The following is a 17,974-nucleotide window of genomic DNA, read 5'->3' as shown; positions in this document are numbered from 1 at the left end:
AGCCTGGCGGTCAGCGCCTGTCCAGCACCCGCGCCAACATGAACGTCGCCGCGACGGCGAGCCCTACCGCCGCGGCGATGGACAGCCCGGCGCCCCACCGGGCCAGGGTGAACGCCAGCGCCAGGTAGAAGCCCAGCACGCCCACGCCCCCCAACGCGTTGCCCCTGACGATCTTGGCCATTTCCTGGGGCCCACCCTGCACATGGGCAAAGACCGTCAGCGGCCAGGCGATGACCGGGATCGGCGCAAGCATACCGCTGGCCACCGGCCCCAACCATCGGGCGCTGGCGGTGATGGCCAGCAGCAACAGGGTGGCGCTGAGCATGCGCATCGGGATGACCCAGCGCGGCACCCTCACCAGGCGCGCAGCGGGCGCCTGAGGTTGTCGGGAGGTCAAGACGATGACTGCAGTGATCAGCGACAAGGCGACCAGCACGCAGACGGCCAGGTGCCCTTCCTGGCTCATCAGCCACGCCATGAGCCCATACACCAGCAGTGCGGCGCTGCAACCGGCCGGCACGCCGGCACGTCGCGCCGTGATGAAGTAGAACAAGTACGCCGCCTGAACCGCGGCGACCCCCGCCAGCGCGCCCGGTACGGCGCCCAACGCGAAGTCGGTGCCTTGCTCGAGGCTGAGAAACAGCATCACCAGCGCGGAAGTCACCGGCAGTCCGGAGAGCAGCCCGGCAAGGCGCGCGCCCCAGCGCTGGCCGGCCAGGGAGATGGCGAGCATGAGTGCGGGGGTGAAGAATAATTTAAGGTAGAAGACAGTCATCAAGAGGTTCGTGCGGGTCCGTTATTCTGGCGGCCTTCATGCTAATGGAAGCGAGCCCGGCGCAGGCGTTTTTTATCAGCGCGATGGCCAGGCGGACACTCACGGCACATTCACCGCAACTTTATCGGCTACCGCTCGCTCGAACCTACATACCTTCATTCAAGACCGCTCAGGAGACCATCATGCCATCCGCCCCACTGATTACCCTCAACGACGGCGTACAGATCCCGCAACTGGGCCTGGGCGTCTGGCAACTCGATGACGCACAAGCGTATGCATCGTCCAAGGCCGCGCTGGCGGCCGGTTACCGGCACATCGATACGGCGATGATCTACGGCAACGAGGCCGGCGTCGGCCGCGCGGTCGCCGAAAGCGACCTGGCTCGCGAGCAGATTTTCATTACCACGAAATTGTGGAACGCCGACCAGGGCTTCGACAACACCTTGCGCGCCTTCGATGCCAGCCTGGAGCGCCTGGGCCTGGAGACCCTGGACCTGTACCTGATTCACTGGGCCATCCCGAAAAAGGGTGCGTACCGCGACACCTGGAAAGCCTTTGTGCGGTTGCAGCAGGAAGGCCGGGTGCGCTCCATCGGTGTGTCCAACTTCAATGTCGAACACCTGGAGCACATCATCGATGACACCGGGGTGGTGCCCTCGGTCAACCAGATCGAAATCCACCCCGACTTCAATCAGCATGCGCTCAGCCAATGGTGCCGTGAAAAGGGCATCGTCACCGAGGCCTGGAGCCCGCTGGGCCAGGGCGGTGAGCTGTTGAAACTGCCGCTGTTCGCGGACATTGCCCAGCGCCACGGGAAAACCCCTGCCCATGTGATCCTGCGCTGGCACCTGCACAATGGTCATGTGGTGATTCCACGCTCGTCCAATGCCCAGCGCATTGCCGCGAACATCGATGTGTTCGATTTCGAGCTCACCCCTCAGGAGCTGGAGGCAATCGCCCAGCTCAAGCAGACCGGGCGGCTGGGACCCGACCCGGAAACCATCGAAATGGGGATCTGAAACCACTACCCTGGACACGCCTATGCTCTCGCCCGAATCGCGCCTGCTGCAAAGTTGGCACCACAACGCCCATGCCTGGATAGACGCCCTGCGCAGCGGCAGTATTGAAAGCCGCCGGCAGGTGACCGACCAAGCCGTGATCCTGGCCGTGCTGGGCCGCCAACCCGCCCGCGTGCTTGACCTGGGCTGCGGCGAGGGCTGGTTGCTGCGGGCACTGGCGCAGCGCGGCATCGAGGCGGTAGGCGTGGACGGCGACGTCACGCTGGTGCAAGCCGCTCGCGCGGCAGGCTCCCCTGCGGTGCAGGTGGCTAGCTATGAGGCGCTGGTGCAGGGGCACGTCGACATCGGCAACGGGTATGACCTGGTGTGCGCCAACTTCGCGCTGTTGCACCAGGACATCATTCCCCTGCTGGCAGCCATGCACGCTCGGCTTATCCCCGGCGGTGCCCTGGTGATTCAGACGCTGCACCCGTGGGCGGTATCGGCGGGTGATTATCAGGACGGCTGGCGCGAGGAAACCTTTGCCGGGTTCCCAGGCCAGTGGCAACCCATGCCCTGGTACTTCCGTACCTTGTCCAGCTGGGTCCGTGCGTTGGAGATGGCCGGCTTTGCGCTGGCGGAGGTGCAGGAACCTCAGCATCCGCAGAGCGCCGTGCCGCAGGCGCTATTGTTGGTTGGGGCGAAGCGGGATTGAGGCACAGCGTGGCGAACACGGTTACACGGCGTGCCGCGCACCTGAGCGCGCCATGAACGCTACGCAGCAGCCGGTACACCGCAGGTACCGCCTACCCGGCCGCCCAGCCTCTGTGCCACCCAATCGGCAATCCAGGCACCCGCATTGGCGGTGTTGTCCAGGCTACTGTGGTGAATGCCACCCTCGCGCGGGGTGAAAATCTTCAACTCACGGTCCGGGCTGGCGCTCAGCTGATCGAAGGACTGATGCGCATACGCCAGTGGAATCTGCCGGTCGGCCTCGCCGTGGGTCACCAGGAACGGCACCTTGATGCGCTCCATCACGCCATCGAGGTGCACCTGTTCGGCAATGGCCATGAATGCGTCCATGTCGGCCGCGCCCCACACCCAGCGCACATGCTCCCAGTAATGCGGCACGGGGCGCTCGCCTTCGCGGGCCAGGCGGCGTTTTTGCATTTCGCCCCAGTTGTGGTTGGCGCCCCATACCACACCCAAGGCGAAGCGCGGTTCGAAGGCCACCGCGCGCGGGCAGTAATAGCCGCCCAGGGATACGCCCAGCAGGCCGATACGCTGGGGGTCGATATCGGCGCGCGTTTGCAGATAGTCCACGACCTTGCTCGCCCACACCTCGGTGTTGGCGACGGCGGTCATGCCGTGCAGGCGCAGCGCCTCGCCTGTGCCCGGCTGGTCGAGAAACACACTGGCGATGCCGCGCTTGGCCAGCAGTTGCGGGAACAGCCCTGCGCGGTAGACCATCTCCTTGGTGCTGTCCAGGCCATTGATGATCACCAGGCACGGCGCCGGCCCCTGCACGCCTTCAGCCGGGGTATAGATACCGGCCAGGTGCGTACCGTGGTAAGGGATTTCCACCCGCTGCAACGGCTCGCCCGCCAGCCGCGCCCCCTCGGCGAAGGTTTGCAGGAACTTGGCGTACAACGCCTTGCGCGGCGCATAACCGTGGGCCTGCATGCGCTCGGCGGTGATGAAGTACACGGCGGCGCGGTTGAGCTTGTCGCCCGCGCTGAACAGCCGGCCGGCGGCCTTGTCTTCCTCGGCCAGGGCCACGAGGTTGTCGCCACCCGCCTCCCAGGCCTTGAGGAACGCCTGGGTGCCAGCGTCGTCGCCTTGGCGCGCCACCTCCACCAGCGGCCGGCACATGGCCTCGATTTCGCCGATCTTGCCGCCCATCTCGATGGCCGCCGCCACCGCCAGGCTCCACACGTAGTTGGTCTCGAAATACTGGAACATCATGGTTTTCCTTATGGTGATCAGCGGCGCATGGCCGGTTCGCTGCCCTGGTAGAAGCTCACGTCCCACGGGATGTCGTCCTGCATGAACGCGGGCGGGTTGCCCATCCACTGCGCTGTGCCGAAGCGGAATTCCCACTCGCGGGGCACCCAGTTGTCGTCCAGGTAGTCGGTGTCGGCGCCGTACTCGGCCTCGCCGCCGGTGGGCGAGTTGAAGTAGCAGAAAATCGCCGAGGCGATGCGGTGCCGGCCGGTGCCGAGGAAGCCATGCTGCCAGCCACGCCGGGTCATGTAGTTGGAGCCCACCATCACCTCGTCGAAGTCTTCCACGCCGAAGCAGGTGTGATGAAAACGCGGCACGCCACCGGCGCCTGGCGCCTTGTTGTTGAGCAGAAAGGTATTGTGGTGTTCGTTAGCGCCGTCGGCGCGCAGGTAGGTGCCCACGCCTTTCTGGTGGTCGGACAGGCGGAAATTCAGGCGGTCGCGGAAGAAGGCGAAGCTGGCCCAGTAGTCGTCCACGGCGAACACCACGTGGTTGATGGTCTTGGGCCGCGCGCGGGTGCGCCACTTGCGGTGCTGGTTGAGGCGGTTGACGTTGCCGGCGGCGTTGATCGGGTCCGGGGCATACGTCACCTTCTTGCGTATGAACACCCGCAGGCCCAGGGCCTGGCCGCAGTCGCTGAGGAAGTGCCAGGCGCCGTCGTCGCCCAGGCGCACTTCGCGGTCGCGGGCCAGGTCGTCCACCAGGCGGCGCAGGCTCTCGGCGTTATCCACGCCCCAGATGGTTTCCTTGACGCCGAAGCCCTCGTAGCGCGAGGCAGGGATGGACGAGTGCTCCAAAGCGCGGACGATGACGGTCGAGCCTTCGTCAAGCCGGTAGACGGTTTCGTCGTCGCTGGCGCTCAGGCGCACCAGGCCGAAATCGTCGAAAAACTGCGAGGCCCGGGCCAGGTCCTCGACGCCGTACAACAGGGTGTCGATGCCGATGATCGCCATGTCAGGCCTCCTGGAATCGTGAGTTGCGGTGCATTGTTATTGTCCTTGTAGAATGCGCTTGCCCGGCCAGCGTACGAAGCCCGGCGTGCGGAAACCAATCGTTTGTAGGCATGGGATGCATCCATGGCGTGGATGCATTAACCCTGATACCCCTGCAGACTGAATATCTGTGGGAGCTGGCTTGCCAGCGAGCTGTTGAGGCCCTAAAAGCTCGCTGGAAAGCCAGCTCCCACAGGTGTCAATTCATAGGACGAAGCCGCCGTCGAGGTTGAAGACCTGGCCGGTCATGTAGCTGGACTCATCCGAGGCGATGAACGCCAGCACCCCGCACAAATCCTCCGGCACGCCGTTGCGCTTGATCATCTGGCTGGCGCGTACTTGCTCGAACAGCTGCGCCGGCAACGCCGCGGCGCTGCCGGGGTGGCGGATCAGGCCCGGGGAGATGGCGTTGACGGTGACACCGTGCTCGCCCAGTTCCACCGCCAGCGCGCGGGTCAGGCCGATGACACCCATCTTCGCCGCGATGTAGGCCAGAAAGCCCTTCTGCGGCCGGCCGGTGTTGCTCGACGCCAAGTTGACGATGCGCCCCCAGCCGCGCTCGCGCATGCCCGGGGCGAACAGCTGGCTGAGCAGGAACGGCGCGTCCAGGGTTACCGCCTGGCAGTCGCTCCAGTCCAGCAGGCTGGTCTCGTCCAGGGACTTGAGCGGGATCCACGCGGCGTTGTTGACCAGCACGTCGCAGCGGCCGAAATGCTCCAGCACCTGGCGGCCCAGGTAGGCGATCTGCTCGGGTTGGCGCAGGTCGCAGTGAAAGCCCTGGGCGGTGCCGCCCTGGGCCTGGATGGTGCGCACCGTGGGGCCGGTGTCGACGCAATCGACCACGGCAATGTGCAGGCCGGCGGCGGCCAGGCGCAGGGCAAAGGCGTGGCCCAGGCCGCCGGCGGCGCCGGTGATCAGCGCCACGCGTGATTGCAGGTGTTCAGTCATGGCAAAGCTCCTGGTCAGTGATGGGCGTTGAGGCCCAGCAGTTCGTCGAATTGGATGTGGAACAGCAGCCCGGCGGCGTAGCCGTCACGCGGGCTGACGGTGCTGTAGGGGTTGAGCCACGTGCTGGCACCCCAGGTGCGCAGCACGAATGGGCTGACCACGATGCTGTCGGTGAGCACGAAGTTGGCGTCCAGCGACACCCCGTATTCGTTGCGGCCGGGGCTGTAACTGCCGGCGCCGACGGCTTCGTGGGCTTCCTCGAGGAAGCGCTGTTCGCGGGTGGTCAATTGCGCCCAGTTGACGTTCACCGAGTAGCTGTCGAACGGCCGGCTGCGGAACGGTGCCGACAGGATCAGCCCGGCGTTGCCCTGGGTGCCGACGCCGTTGGCGGTGTCCTGGCCGACGGTGTGGGTCAAGCTGGCGAAGGCGGTCAGCGCGGTCGGATTGACGTCGTTACCCTTGCCGCCGTCCTGGCGCCAGAAGGTCTTCTTCGCACCCAGGTAGAAGCCGCTGACGCCCTTGCTGGTGCGCGCCGCCGCGGTGCTGTCCTGCACCTTGGAGGTGCCGTTGACGGTGTAGTACGGGTCGGTCTGCTCGCCGTTGTTGTGGAAGCCGAGGATCTCGTAGGTCTGCGGGTAGGCTTCCATGTGGTAGTCGGTGCGGTAGGCCAGGTTGGCCAGGTACACCGTGCTCAGGGTGCCGCCGCTGTCGCCGCTGCTGCGCTCCCAGCCGTTGGTGAACGGGTAGGCGTTGTTGCTGCGCCAGGCGCCCACCTGCGCGCGCAGGGCCGGGGTCAGGTCGTAGCCGATGCGTGCGCCCCAGTTGGCGTAGGGCGGCGGGTTGATGCCGGCGGTGTCCTGCAGGATGGCGTTGACGCAGCCCAGCGGCACGTTGCACAGCGGCAGGGCGAAGTAGTTGCCAGCATTGCTCTTGCCCACCTCGATGGCCAGCTTGTCATCGAGCAGCTTTTGCTCGTAGGTGAATAGGGTTAAATGGCTGACCCGCGGAATGTACGGCCCCGGCTTGCCGGCTATGACGTCGCCGACCTGGGTGCCGTAGGCCAGGTTGCTGGTCCACGGCACATACAGCTGCTCGAAGTGAAGCGTGCCGCCAGGAATGCCCACCAGCTTGTCGAGGTTGAAGTCGCTGCCGATGGCGAAGAGGGTCAGCGCCTCGTGATTGCCGGTGCTCAGCCCCGCGCTGGGGTTGCGCAGGTAGATTTCGGTCATCGACAGGTGCGGGCTGATGCCGTGGTCGTTCAGCCACTTGCCCTGCTCCTCCAGCAGCTTGCCGCTGGACGCCGGCACGTTGTTCTCGACGTTGAGCACCCGCGGGCCGATCTTCTGGTTGGGGTATTCAGTGGCCATGGTATCGGCCACCGGGCCTTGTACAGGTGCAGGCTCATCGGCCATTACCGGGCCTGCCAGGGTGATGATCAGGGCACAGCCAAACGCCACTCGATTGCTCATGTTCGGTCTCTTTTTGTTGTTTTCAGGATGAGGCTGCCCGCCCCGGCGCGCATGCGCGCCAGGGGTTTATCAAGGGTTCAGCGGGTCAGGCGTCTTCGAGGTTGACCGCGGCCAGTTGCAGATCGCGTTGCGCCCGGCGCTTCACCAGGCTGGCGCCCAGCGCCGCCAGCACCACCAGCACGCACAGGCCACCGGCCCAGCTGACGGTGGTGGCCAGGCTGCCGCTGCTCTTGCTGACTGCCACCACCAGCAAGGGGCTGAAGAACATGCCCAGGCAGTAGCTGCCGTACCACATGCCGGTGCCCAGGCCGCGGCGCTGCCAGGGCAGTTCGCGCATGTTCCAGATGGCCAGGGTGGGCAGCATCAGGCCGCAGCCCAGGCCGTTGACCAGGGCCACGGCCATGATGCCTTGCCAGGTGTGCATGGCCGGGATGGCGATGAAGCTGGCGGCAATCAGGCCAAACGCCAGCGCCAGGCAGTGCGGGATGCGCAGCCCCAGCCGGGCGAGCATGTGCACGCTGAGGGTGCCAAGCACGATCATCACGCTGCAGGCCGAGGCCACAAGGCCCGCGGTCTGCGGCGAGTGCTCGCCGATGTCGCCCAGCAGGTAGGCCATCTGGATCTGCAGAATCATGAACATCACCGCGCCAATGAAGGTGACCACGCAGATGCCCAGCAGCACCAGTGGCCGGAAGCTCACCAGCGGCCCGCGCTCTTCGGCGTCGGCCATGGCCGCGGCCTTGGGTTCCCACAGCAGCGCCTTGCTCACCAGCGCCAGCAGCAGCGGCACGGCGTACACCACATAGGGTGCGCGCCAGCCGATCTCGCCCAGGGCGCCGCCGACCATGAAGAACAGGATGGCCGAGGACGAGGCGAAGGTGGTCTGCAGGGCCAGGTACTTCTGCCGCTGCGCGCCGCTGTAGTAGTCGCCGATGAGCATGGTGCTGACCGTCACCACCACCGATTCGACGCATCCCAGGGCCACGCGGCTGACGATGATGGCGTACAGCGAGTCGAGGAACATCGGCAGCAAGCCGAAGATGCCATAGCCGACGATGGACGCCACCAGCAGGCGCTTGCGCCCGTAGCGGTCGGCGAGGATGCCGACCACCGGGCTGAGCAGCGCCACCAGCAGCCCCGGGATGGTCAGCGCCACCGGAATGAGGAATTCGACGTTGGGCACCCCGGCGAAATGCGCCTGCATCTGCGGCAGGCTGGGCGCCACGACGATGGCTGCCATGGGCGACAGGCAGTTGATCAGCAACAGCAGGTACGTGGCGAACGTCGCCTTGGACTGGGTGACACGGCTGGGAGCGTTCATGGCCTCTCCGGATTGTTATTATTGGTGGTGAAACGTCAAACGGCCGCTGCTACACGGTATTTGCGATCAATTGTTCCAACGTGCCGTCATGGCGCAGCCCCAACGCCTCGGCCGCTTCGGCGTGCAACGGCGGGTAGCGGCCGAAGTTCGCTTCCAGGGCTTCGTTGGGTTCATAACTGACCAACGCCCGGCGGTCCTCGCCGAAACGCTGGCACAACCCATCAATCAACTGCAACAGGCTCAAATGCAGCACCGGCAAGGCAAACACCCGCCGCGCCTGCAACGCCTGGGCGGGCACGCGGGCCGCGTGCAGCAGGTTGTCGACGCAGCGCGCCGCCGACATCCACCAGGCCTGCGCACCCGGCGACACCGGGCACACGAACGGCTGGCCAGCCTTGAGTTTCCAGAACACCTCGCTCATGAACGCCGACAGCAGCCCCGAGGGCGCTGGCGGCCGCGCGACGATGCCGGGCAGGCGCAGGCTGATACCGTCGATCCAGCCACGGCGGCTGAAATCGTCGATCAGCAGTTCACCCATCAGTTTCTGGGTGGCGTAGCTCAGCTGCGGGCGCAGCGGCGTGTGGTCGTCCACCGTCTCAAGCAACGGCGAGCCGTAGACGGCGATGGTGCTGGCGAACACCACCCGCGCAGGCGTGGCTTGGGCTTTCAACCCTTCCAGCATGGCCAGGGTGGCATCCAGGTTCACGCGGCGGCCTAGCGCGTAATCACGCTCGGCCAGGCCACCGGGCACGCTGGCCAGGTGAAACGCCACGTCCACCGGGGTTTCCAAGGCGTCGGCCAACAGGCGGCTGTCGTCAATGCTGCCCGCCAGCGAGCGCACGCGCGGGTCGTGGACGGGTTTATCGAACGTCAGGTCCAGCAGGGTCAGTTGGGTCCAGCCCGGCAACGCCGCCGGATCGCTGAGCAGCCGTTGCACCAGGGTGGCGCCAACGAAGCCGTTGGCGCCGGTGATGAGTATGTGCATGGTTACACCTGCGCCGGTACGAAGCGGTGGTCAATGGCGCCGAACACGCTGGCGCCGTCCAGGCCGAAGATCTCGAAGCGCAGGCGGTCGCCGAACTTCAGGAACGGCGTCTTCGCCTCGCCCTGTTCGATGGTCTCCACCGCCCGGCGCTCGGCCAGGCACGCGGAGCCGGTGACGTTGTAGTCGCGGTTGGAGAAAGTGCCCGAGCCCAGCACCGTGCCGGCGCCCAGCTTGCGGGTGCGGGCCAGGTGCATCACCAGCTCGGGGAAGCTGAAGTCCATCTCGGCGCCGTTGGGCTCGCCAAAGCGCGCGCCGTTGCACTGCACGTGCATGGGCAGCTTCACCCGCCCTTCACTCCACGCCGGGCCGAGTTCATCGGGGGTGACCGCCACCGGCGCAAACACAGTGCTGGGCTTGGCCCGCAGCGGGCCGAAGCCGATGCTCACTTCCTTGAACAGGTGCGCGCGCAGGCTCACGTCGTTGAGCAGCATCAACAGCTTGATATGCCCAGCCGCCTGGGCAGGCTGGATGCCCATGGGCACGTCATCGAGTACCACGGCGACCTCCCCTTCGAAATCGATCTGATGCTCTTCACCGGGTACCGGGTAGTCGTCGCAGGCGCCGAGGAAATCATCGCCGGCGCCCTGGTAGATAATAGGCACGCCGGGGTCTTTCTTGATGTCCAGATTGTACGCACGCTCCATCAGCATGCCGTGGTTGAGGAACGACGAGGCGTCGGCCCATTGGTAGGCCCGTGGCAGCGGCGCCATGGCCTCGCGCGGCTCGAAATCGAACGCCTGGGTGGCGCGGCCGCCGTTCAGCGCCGCCGATAGTTGCTGCAGCAGTGGCTCGCAGCGCGCCCAGTCTTCGATGGCGGCCTGCAGCGTGGCGGCAATGCCCGACGCCAGCACGGCGCGGCGCAGGTCACGGGATACCACGACCAGGCGGCCGTCGCGGCTGCCGTCCTTGAGGGTGGCCAGTTTCATAGGGGTGCTCCTTGGTCGGCCCACAGGGCCGGGTATTGGATGAGTTCCAGCAGGTTGCCGCTGTTGTCACGCAGGAAGCCCATGGGCGTGCCGTCGATGACGTTCTCGAAGACGATGTCGGCGCCCTTGGCGCGCAGCGCGGCGAAGGCGGCCGGGGCGTCCTGCACGGCGAAGCACAGGTGCTTGTGGCCGTGGGTCTGCAGGTCCAGGTGCGGCTCGCGGCGTTCGGCCGGCAAGGGCTTGGCCTGCGCCAGCTGGAACAGCTCCAGGCGGTAGTCGCCGCTGCGGATGAACGCGATGTGCGCCGGAATCTGCTCGATGAAGGCGAGGCTTTCCAGCTCGAAGCCGAGCATGTGCCGGTACCAGTCAATCGACTCATCCAGGCTGGGCACGCTGATGCCGCCGTGATGGGGTTTGATCACGAACATGGGCGCCCTCCTCAGTTCAGCGGCCGCCCGCCATCCACAGGGATGACGGCGCCAGTGGTGAAGGTCAGTTGCGTGGCCAGGGCCAGCACCGCGCGCGCCACTTCGGCCGGCAGCGCCAGGCGCCCCAGGGGCGTGCGCGCGGCTTGCTCGTCACGCCAGTCCTGCGCCAGGCCCTGGACGAACTCGGTGTCGGCCAGCCCCGGCGCCACCGACACCACCCGCACCTGGGGCGCTAGGGCGCGGGCCAGGGACTGGGTAAGGTTGTCGATCGCCGCCTTCGACGCACAGTAGGCGATGTTGCTGCCCATGGCCGTGCGCGCGGCGATGGAGCTGATGTTCACCACCAGGCCATCACCGCTGGCCTTGAGCAGCGGCGCCAGGGCGCGTACGCAGGCAATGGGGCCGCGCACGTTGGTGGCCAGGATGCTGTCGATCAGCGCGTCATCCAGGCCGTCGAGGTCGGCATGGGCGACGAAGCGCGTGGTGCCGGCGCAGTTGACCAGCAGGTCGCAGCGGCCGTAGTGCGCTTGCACCGTGGCTGCCAGGGCGTGTAACGCAGGGCTGTCGGTGACCGGCGCGGCCACCGCCAGGTGATCGTCGCCGGGCAGCGCCGCGACCAGCGCCTGCGCCGCCTCGGCGCTGCGGTTGTAGCCGGCCACCACCCGCGCGCCGGCCTGGGCCAGGGCGGCGCAGATCGCCCCGCCCAACCCGCCGGTGGCGCCGGTGACCACCGCCACCTTGCCTTCCAGGGCCTGCATCACAGGGCCTGCTTCAGGCGACGCACACGAATGTCGGCCTGTTCCTTGTGCCCGGAGAAATGCTCCAGGGCGCACAGCCGCGAGCACACCTCGCCGATGGCCACGCTGGCCTCATCGGTGAGCACGCGCTGGTAGGTGTGGGTCTTGATGAACTTGCCCACCCACAGCCCGCCGGTGTAGCGGCCGGCGCCCATGGTCGGCAGGGTGTGGTTGGTGCCGATCACCTTGTCGCCGTAGGAGACGTTGGTACGGTGGCCCAGGAACAGCCCGCCGTAGTTGGTCATGCGCGCCAGGAACCAGTCCGGGTCGCGGGTCATCACCTGCACGTGCTCGGAGCAGATGCGCTCGGATTCGGCGAGCATTTCCTCGTCGGTGTCACAGAGGATGATTTCGCCATAGTCGCGCCAGGCCACGCTGGCAATTGGCGCGGTGTCGAGGCGCGCCAGCACGTTCTGGATGGCGGCCGGCAGTTCCTCGGCGATGCGCGTGCTCGTGGTGACGCAGAACGCCGGCGACGTCGGCCCGTGCTCGGCCTGGCCCAGCAGGTCGACGGCCACCAGTTCGGCGTCCACCGTGTCATCGCAGATCACCATGGTTTCGGTGGGGCCGGCGAACAGGTCGATGCCCACGCGGCCGTACAGCTGGCGCTTGGCTTCGGCCACGTAGGCGTTGCCGGGGCCGACGATCATGTCCACCGGGGCAATGTGTTCAGTGCCCAGGGCCATGGCGGCCACGCCCTGTACCCCGCCCATCACGTAGATCTCATCGGCGCCGGCCAGGGCCATGGCGGCGATGATCTCCGGCGACGGCTTGCCATCGAACGGCGGCGCGCAGGCAATCACGCGCTTCACCCCGGCCACCTTGGCGGTCAGCACGCTCATGTGCGCCGAGGCCAGCAGCGGGTATTTGCCACCGGGAATGTAGCAACCCACCGAGTTCACCGGGATGTTCTTGTGGCCCAGCACCACGCCAGGCAGGGTCTCCACTTCGACGTCGCGCATCGACAGCAGCTGGATCTGCGCGAAGCGGCGGATCTGCGCCTGGGCAAACTTGATGTCTTCGATGGCCTGGGGCGACAGGCTGTCGATACAGCCTTGGATTTCCTCGGTGCTCAAACGCAGGCTGGCGGGGTTCCAGTGGTCGAACTTCTCGGAATACTCACGCACCGCCGCTTCGCCGCGCTGCTCGATGGCGTGGATGATCTGCTCCACGGTGTCGCGCACCTGGGCGTTGAATTCGGCCTTCTGCTGGGCCGGCTTGCCTTGCTTGAGATAACGAATCATGGTCGGTTCCTTGTTGTTCTAATCGAATTCAGCACCAGTGGATCAACGCCTGGCCGGCCACCGGGGCTTGGAAAAACGGGATGCGCGTGCCCTGCAGGCTGCCTAGGTACACGGTCTTCAGATCCGGCCCGCCGAAGGTCAGGCTAGCCAGCCACGGCGCCAGGGTGCCGTGGGCCGCCTGCATGATCTGCGGGGTCAGGGTCTTGGCGTGGTAGTGGCGGTTGAGCTCGGCGGTGGCGGCCGGGTTGCTGTCGTCCAGCAGGATCAGCACCTCGCCGTCGGGGGTCAGGGCGATGAGCTTGTCGGTCATCACCAGGGTCACCCACAGGTTGCCGTAGCTGTCGAAGGCAAAGCCGTCGGGGAAGCCTTCCAGCTCGGCCGGGCCGAACACCTCGCGGTCGCTGAGCGAGCCATCGGCGTTCAGGCGCAGCCGCGAGATGCGCCGCACGTTGCTTTCCACCACGTACAGCCACTCTTCGTTGTCGTCGAAGCGGATCTCGTTGGTGCCGCCAAAACCCTCGGCGACGATGCGGATGCCGTTGTCGTCGATCACGCCGATGTAGCCGTCCAGCACGCCGGAATTGATCGAGTCGGTCCAGGGCTGCATCGTGGTGGTCACGGTGAACCAGATACGGCCCTTGCTATCGCGCAGCGGGAAGTTGGTCTTGCCCAGGGGCTTGCCGTCCATCTGGTCGAACAACACCTTGATGTTGCCCTGGCGGTCGAGCTGCTCGATGCGGTCCAGGCCCCAGTTGCAGATGATGAAGTCGCCCTGGGCGGTCAGCGCCAGGCCGTTGGGCAGCGAGGCACCCTGGGACTGCACGTAGCGCGACTCGAACGAGGCCTGCTGCGGCGCGGGCTGCTTGGGCGCCAGCAGGGTCTGCTGGCCGTTGACGGCGATGTGCATCACCCCGCCACGGGCGTCGGCGGCCCACAGGCTGCCGTCGGGCTGGGCGATGATGCATTCGGGGCGTTGCAGGTCGTGGCCGATGAAGCCGATGGCGTCGCGGTCGACCTGCCAGCCTTTGAGCGGGTTGGGTTTCATGCTGGGCAATCCTTGGTCAGATAGGTTGGGCGACGACGTTGATCATTTGCGCCATCAGGCCGGTGAAGTCGGCGTCGGCGCTAGGCCGTTGCTCCCATTCGCCGATCTGCACCGAGCCTTCGTTGATGAACTTGCAGCGTTCGAAGCGGCGTTCCATGAAGCTGTCCAACACCTGCTCAAGACTCAGATCGGCCGTGCCGCACAGCTCGCCCAGCACCACCGCGTCTTCCACGGCCTGGGCGGCGCCCTGGCCCATGTGCGGGGTGGTGGCGTGGGCCGCGTCGCCGATCAGCAGCACCCGGCCGCGGTACCAGGGCGCGGGCATCAGCAGCGCCTCCAGCGGGCGGTACACCACCTGGCTGTTATCGGTGATCTGCTCGCGCAGCTCGGGCACCAGGCCGCCGTAGCCTTCCAAGCGCTTGCGGAACTCGGCGGCCAGGGTGTCAGGGGCGAAGAACGGGTTGCCCGGTTCCTCGAACACCGACAGCACGTACAGGCTGTCTTCGGTCAGCGGCGTGTAGCCGGCCTTGCCGCCCGGCTTGCCTTCGAACATGTGCGACCACAACAAGTCCTTGGGCCGTGGCAGGTTGTAGCGCCACACGCCCTGGCCGGTGAAGCGCGGTTTGTACTGCTCGCCGAACACCGTGGTGCGCACTTTCGAATACACGCCGTCGGCGCCCACCAGCAGGTCGTACTCGCCGCTGGTGCCGTCGGTGAAGCGCACGGCCACCTTGTTGGCGCTTTGCTCGATGTCGCTGAAGGTCAGGCCCAGGCGCAGGTTCGCGCCGCTTTCTGCCACCGCGTCCAGCAGCACCTGGTGCAACGCCGGGCGGGTCAGGCCGAGGTTGGCCGGGTACTGCTTGCCGGCCAATTGCGCGCCGCTAAGCTCGGCTTTTACCTGGCCCTGCTGGTTGCAGATGCGCAGGCCCTTGTAGGGGAAACCGGCGGCCACGGCGGCGTCGGCGATGCCCAACTGGGCCATGGCGCGAATACAGTTGGCCTGCACCACGATGCCCACGTGGTAGACCTTGGCCTGGGGGCTGATCTCGACGATATCGACCTCCACCCCGGCGTTGCGCAGGGCAATGGCGGCGCTCAGCCCACCAATGCCTGCGCCTACGATCAGCACTTTTGCGATGTCGCTCATCAAGCGTTCCTCTTTGCCACGATTCTTCTGGGCGGCCACGCACGGGGAGGCCCGGCGCATGCCTGTGCAGTCAGCGAAATGGGGTTCAGGTATGGGGGGTGTACGGGGGGAGCGGCATGGGGAATCTCCGGCTTGTTCTTATTGTGTATAGCGTTGGATTACCTTAAACAGCGGCCGGGTATGCCGGAAATTGTTTGTTTGGATGTGAGGCATTTGTCACATGGATGCCTGCTGCCGCCGCCGGCAGCATCCCGCCCCCGCAGGCTTCGCGGCTACTGTGACGCGGGCTTCAGCACGCGGTTGCGCCGGCGTCTATGCGCAGATCCGTCGCCGTCACCCAGGCGGTCTCATCGCTGGCCAGATACACCGCGGCCCAGCCTACGTCTTCCGGCCGGCCGATACGCTGCGCCAGCAACTGATGATCGAGCGCCGCCTGGCGAAAGCCGGGGTCCGCCGCCAAATGCGCGCGCGTCGCGCTGGTTTCGATCAACCCCGGCGAAATGCTGTTGGCGCGAATCCCATGGGGCCCACCCTCCATCGCCAGTTGCCGGGTCATGGCCAGCACCCCGCCCTTCCCCGCGCAATGAGCCAGGGCGGGCGAGCCCTTGAGGCTCATCCAGGCGTTGGCCGAGGCGAAGTTGATGATCGAACCGCCGCCGCGGGCCTTCAGCACCGGCCAGGCGGCCTGGCACAGCAGGAACACCAGGTCCAGCTCGCCGGTGAGGGTCTTGCGCCAGTGCTGCTGGTAGTCCATGTCTTCGATCCAGGCGAAGGCGCCGAAGGCCGCAGCGTTCACCACAATGTCGAAGCCTGCGTGCAGCCCGCAGGCGAACTCCACCAAGGCGGCGGCCTGGGCCGGGTCGGTGAGGTCGCAGGGGGCGAGGCTGTCGATGTGCAGCCCCTCGGCTGCGGCCAGGGCCACGGTGTGGCGGGCGGCGGCCGGGTCCAGTTCGGCGCCCACGACGCGCGCGCCCTGGCGGGCGAACATCAGCGCGCAGCACTGGCCAATGCCGCTACCGATTCCGGTGACAATGGCGGTTTTTCCCAAGAGGCGCATGCGGCTTCCTTATGATTGCCAGTGAGGCCAATCACTATAAGAAGCCCTTCGCGCCTGCGGAAATTCGGCTTGGGCATGCCTGCCATGGCCTCGACGAATAACCCCGGCGAAGGTATAACGGCAACAAATGCCTGTGCCCACAATCATAAGAAAAACGGAGCAACGACCATGCGTTTCCATGGTTTGGACTTGAACCTGCTGGTGGTGCTGGACGTGCTGCTTGCCGAGCAGAACATCACCCGTGCCGGCGAGCGCCTGCACCTCAGCCAGCCTGCCACCAGCGCCGCCCTGGCCCGCCTGCGCAGCTATTTCGACGACGACCTGCTGGTGCAGATAGGCCGCAAGATGGTGCGCACGCCCATGGGCGAAACCCTGGCGCAGCCGGTGCGCGACCTGCTGATCCAGATGCGCTCCACCCTGGAAAACCGCAGCCAGTTCCAGCCCCACCTCGCCAGCCGCACGTTCACCCTGATGGCCTCCGACTACGTGGGCATGGTGCTGATGCCCGAGGTCAGCCGGCGCCTGAATGCCATTGCGCCGCAGTGCGCCATCGAACTTTTTTCACCCACCGATGACGCCTCGCTTGAGATTGAACGTGGACATGTGGATTTCCTGCTGCTGCCAGACACTCACATCCTCGACCAACACCCATCGACGGCGCTGTTCAGCGACGAGTTCGTGTGCGTGGTATGCCGCGACCATGGCCCGCGGGCGCTGACCTTCGACGACTACAAGCACAACGGCCACGTGCTGGTGCGCTTCGGCACCGAACACCGCGCGCCCACGGTGGACGACTGGTTCCTGCGCAGCTTCGGTTTCGAGCGCAAGGTGGAGGTCACCACCAACACCTTCAACAGCGTGCCACCGTACCTGATCGGTACCCCACGCATCGCCACCATGCACAAGCGCCTGGCCCAGCGCTGGGCGCAGTACCTGCCGCTGCGCATTTTGCCCACGCCGTGGGCGGCGCCGCAGATGACCATCAGTTTGCAGTGGAACAAATACCAGCAGCATGACCCGGGCTTGGCATGGTTGCGCAATCTGGTTATCGAGACGGCGGCGAGCCTGGCGTAGCACCCCTTGCAAACGCGGCGATCGCCCGCATTACAATAGCCCAACACCTGAACAGGGAAAGGACCGCACCATGACCACCCAAACCGAAACCGCGATTCTCGCCGGCGGCTGCTTCTGGGGCATGCAGGACCTGCTGCGCCGCTACCCTGGCGTGCTCGCCACCCGCGTCGGCTACACCGGCGGCGACGTGCCCAATGCCACGTACCGCAACCACGGCGACCACGCCGAAGCCATCGAGATCGTCTTCGACCCGGCGCGCATCAGCTACCGGCAGATTCTCGAATTCTTCTTCCAGATCCACGACCCCACCACCCCCAACCGTCAGGGCAATGACCGCGGGCGCAGCTACCGTTCGGCGATCTATTACCTCGATGAGCAGCAGCGTGACATTGCCGAGGACACCGAGGCCGATGTGAACGCTTCAGGGTTGTGGCCGGGGCGCGTGGTGACCGAGATCGAGCCGGCGGGGCCGTTCTGGGAGGCGGAACCGGAGCACCAGGATTACCTGGAGCGGATTCCGAATGGGTATACCTGCCACTTCATTCGGCCTAGCTGGAAGTTGCCCAGGCGCGGGTAATGGCCAGGGCCCGCGTCGCCTGTACCGCGGCCAAGGGCGGGGCCTACCCCAACCGCGGTAAGAGCCGGCCTTGGCCGCAATGGGGCCACCTTGGCGATGCTCGCCTTGCGGCGAGAAAGGCCTCAGA

At 66.2% G+C, this 17,974-nt stretch carries 18 protein-coding genes; 4 read left to right on the top strand and 14 right to left on the bottom strand.

Annotation, left to right across the window (positions count from 1 at the left end; genetic code table 11):
• Positions 1–10 precede the first annotated feature (10 nt).
• The gene (locus tag HWQ56_RS12040; protein ID WP_176570621.1) at positions 11–775 is read right to left on the bottom strand and encodes a hypothetical protein; all 765 of its coding nucleotides are present in this window, start codon (positions 773–775) and stop codon (positions 11–13) included.
• 182 nt (positions 776–957) lie between these two features.
• Here HWQ56_RS12040 and HWQ56_RS12035 point away from each other — a divergent pair, with 182 nt between their 5' ends.
• Together HWQ56_RS12035 and HWQ56_RS12030 are read left to right on the top strand one after the other, a co-directional pair.
• Positions 958–1,794, top strand: a complete 837-nt coding sequence (locus HWQ56_RS12035; RefSeq protein WP_158154865.1) for an aldo/keto reductase — start codon at positions 958–960, stop codon at positions 1,792–1,794.
• A 22-nt stretch (positions 1,795–1,816) separates the two neighbouring features.
• Positions 1,817–2,488: a class I SAM-dependent methyltransferase gene (locus tag HWQ56_RS12030; RefSeq protein ID WP_176570620.1), complete on the top strand. Its 672-nt coding sequence runs from the start codon at positions 1,817–1,819 to the stop codon at positions 2,486–2,488.
• 59 nt (positions 2,489–2,547) lie between these two features.
• Here HWQ56_RS12030 and HWQ56_RS12025 read toward each other — a convergent pair whose 3' ends face one another.
• The 13 genes from HWQ56_RS12025 to HWQ56_RS11965 form a co-directional block, all read right to left on the bottom strand.
• Positions 2,548–3,735: an alpha/beta hydrolase family protein gene (locus HWQ56_RS12025; RefSeq protein ID WP_158154879.1), complete on the bottom strand. Its 1,188-nt coding sequence runs from the start codon at positions 3,733–3,735 to the stop codon at positions 2,548–2,550.
• A 20-nt stretch (positions 3,736–3,755) separates the two neighbouring features.
• Positions 3,756–4,730 carry a VOC family protein gene (locus HWQ56_RS12020; protein ID WP_158154867.1) on the bottom strand — a complete coding sequence of 325 codons (975 nt, stop codon included), beginning with the start codon at positions 4,728–4,730 and terminating at the stop codon, positions 3,756–3,758.
• A gap of 243 nt (positions 4,731–4,973) precedes the next feature.
• Positions 4,974–5,717 carry an SDR family NAD(P)-dependent oxidoreductase gene (locus tag HWQ56_RS12015; protein ID WP_176570619.1) on the bottom strand — a complete coding sequence of 248 codons (744 nt, stop codon included), beginning with the start codon at positions 5,715–5,717 and terminating at the stop codon, positions 4,974–4,976.
• Positions 5,718–5,731: 14 nt separating this feature from the next.
• Entirely contained in the window at positions 5,732–7,186 is a 1,455-nt protein-coding gene (locus HWQ56_RS12010; RefSeq protein WP_176570618.1) for a carbohydrate porin, read from the bottom strand.
• Between the two features lie 85 nt (positions 7,187–7,271).
• Positions 7,272–8,507 (bottom strand): MFS transporter, encoded by a 1,236-nt coding sequence (locus HWQ56_RS12005; RefSeq protein WP_158154870.1) that lies wholly within the window; start codon positions 8,505–8,507, stop codon positions 7,272–7,274.
• A 49-nt stretch (positions 8,508–8,556) separates the two neighbouring features.
• Positions 8,557–9,492, bottom strand: a complete 936-nt coding sequence (locus tag HWQ56_RS12000; protein WP_176570617.1) for an NAD-dependent epimerase/dehydratase family protein — start codon at positions 9,490–9,492, stop codon at positions 8,557–8,559.
• Positions 9,493–9,494: 2 nt separating this feature from the next.
• Positions 9,495–10,478, bottom strand: coding sequence for a fumarylacetoacetate hydrolase family protein (locus HWQ56_RS11995; protein ID WP_158154872.1), 984 nt, complete (start codon positions 10,476–10,478; stop codon positions 9,495–9,497).
• On the bottom strand, positions 10,475–10,906 hold the full coding sequence (locus HWQ56_RS11990; protein ID WP_176570616.1) for a VOC family protein: 432 nt from the start codon (positions 10,904–10,906) through the stop codon (positions 10,475–10,477). Before HWQ56_RS11990 ends, HWQ56_RS11995 begins: the two co-directional genes overlap by 4 nt.
• An 11-nt stretch (positions 10,907–10,917) precedes the next feature.
• Positions 10,918–11,664 (bottom strand): SDR family NAD(P)-dependent oxidoreductase, encoded by a 747-nt coding sequence (locus HWQ56_RS11985; protein ID WP_176570615.1) that lies wholly within the window; start codon positions 11,662–11,664, stop codon positions 10,918–10,920.
• Positions 11,664–12,947: a histidinol dehydrogenase gene (hisD, locus tag HWQ56_RS11980; protein ID WP_176570614.1), complete on the bottom strand. Its 1,284-nt coding sequence runs from the start codon at positions 12,945–12,947 to the stop codon at positions 11,664–11,666. The genes HWQ56_RS11985 and hisD overlap by 1 nt, the downstream gene beginning before the upstream one ends.
• A gap of 28 nt (positions 12,948–12,975) precedes the next feature.
• The gene (locus tag HWQ56_RS11975) at positions 12,976–13,992 is read right to left on the bottom strand and encodes an SMP-30/gluconolactonase/LRE family protein (RefSeq protein WP_158154876.1); all 1,017 of its coding nucleotides are present in this window, start codon (positions 13,990–13,992) and stop codon (positions 12,976–12,978) included.
• 16 nt (positions 13,993–14,008) lie between these two features.
• Positions 14,009–15,139, bottom strand: a complete 1,131-nt coding sequence (locus HWQ56_RS11970; RefSeq protein ID WP_158154877.1) for an FAD-dependent oxidoreductase — start codon at positions 15,137–15,139, stop codon at positions 14,009–14,011.
• A gap of 289 nt (positions 15,140–15,428) precedes the next feature.
• Positions 15,429–16,196, bottom strand: a complete 768-nt coding sequence (locus HWQ56_RS11965; RefSeq protein WP_176570613.1) for an SDR family NAD(P)-dependent oxidoreductase — start codon at positions 16,194–16,196, stop codon at positions 15,429–15,431.
• Positions 16,197–16,364: 168 nt separating this feature from the next.
• Here HWQ56_RS11965 and HWQ56_RS11960 point away from each other — a divergent pair, with 168 nt between their 5' ends.
• Complete coding sequence (locus HWQ56_RS11960) at positions 16,365–17,270, top strand: LysR family transcriptional regulator (RefSeq protein WP_158154218.1); 906 nt, start codon at positions 16,365–16,367, stop codon at positions 17,268–17,270.
• Between the two features lie 70 nt (positions 17,271–17,340).
• Positions 17,341–17,847: a peptide-methionine (S)-S-oxide reductase MsrA gene (gene msrA / locus HWQ56_RS11955; RefSeq protein WP_158154219.1), complete on the top strand. Its 507-nt coding sequence runs from the start codon at positions 17,341–17,343 to the stop codon at positions 17,845–17,847.
• Positions 17,848–17,974 lie beyond the last annotated feature (127 nt).

It is taken from the genome of Pseudomonas eucalypticola (assembly GCF_013374995.1).
GTDB classification, from domain to species: domain Bacteria; phylum Pseudomonadota; class Gammaproteobacteria; order Pseudomonadales; family Pseudomonadaceae; genus Aquipseudomonas; species Aquipseudomonas eucalypticola.
Note: the sequence above shows the minus strand (reverse complement) of the source record. Positions and strands in the feature narration are given on the sequence as shown.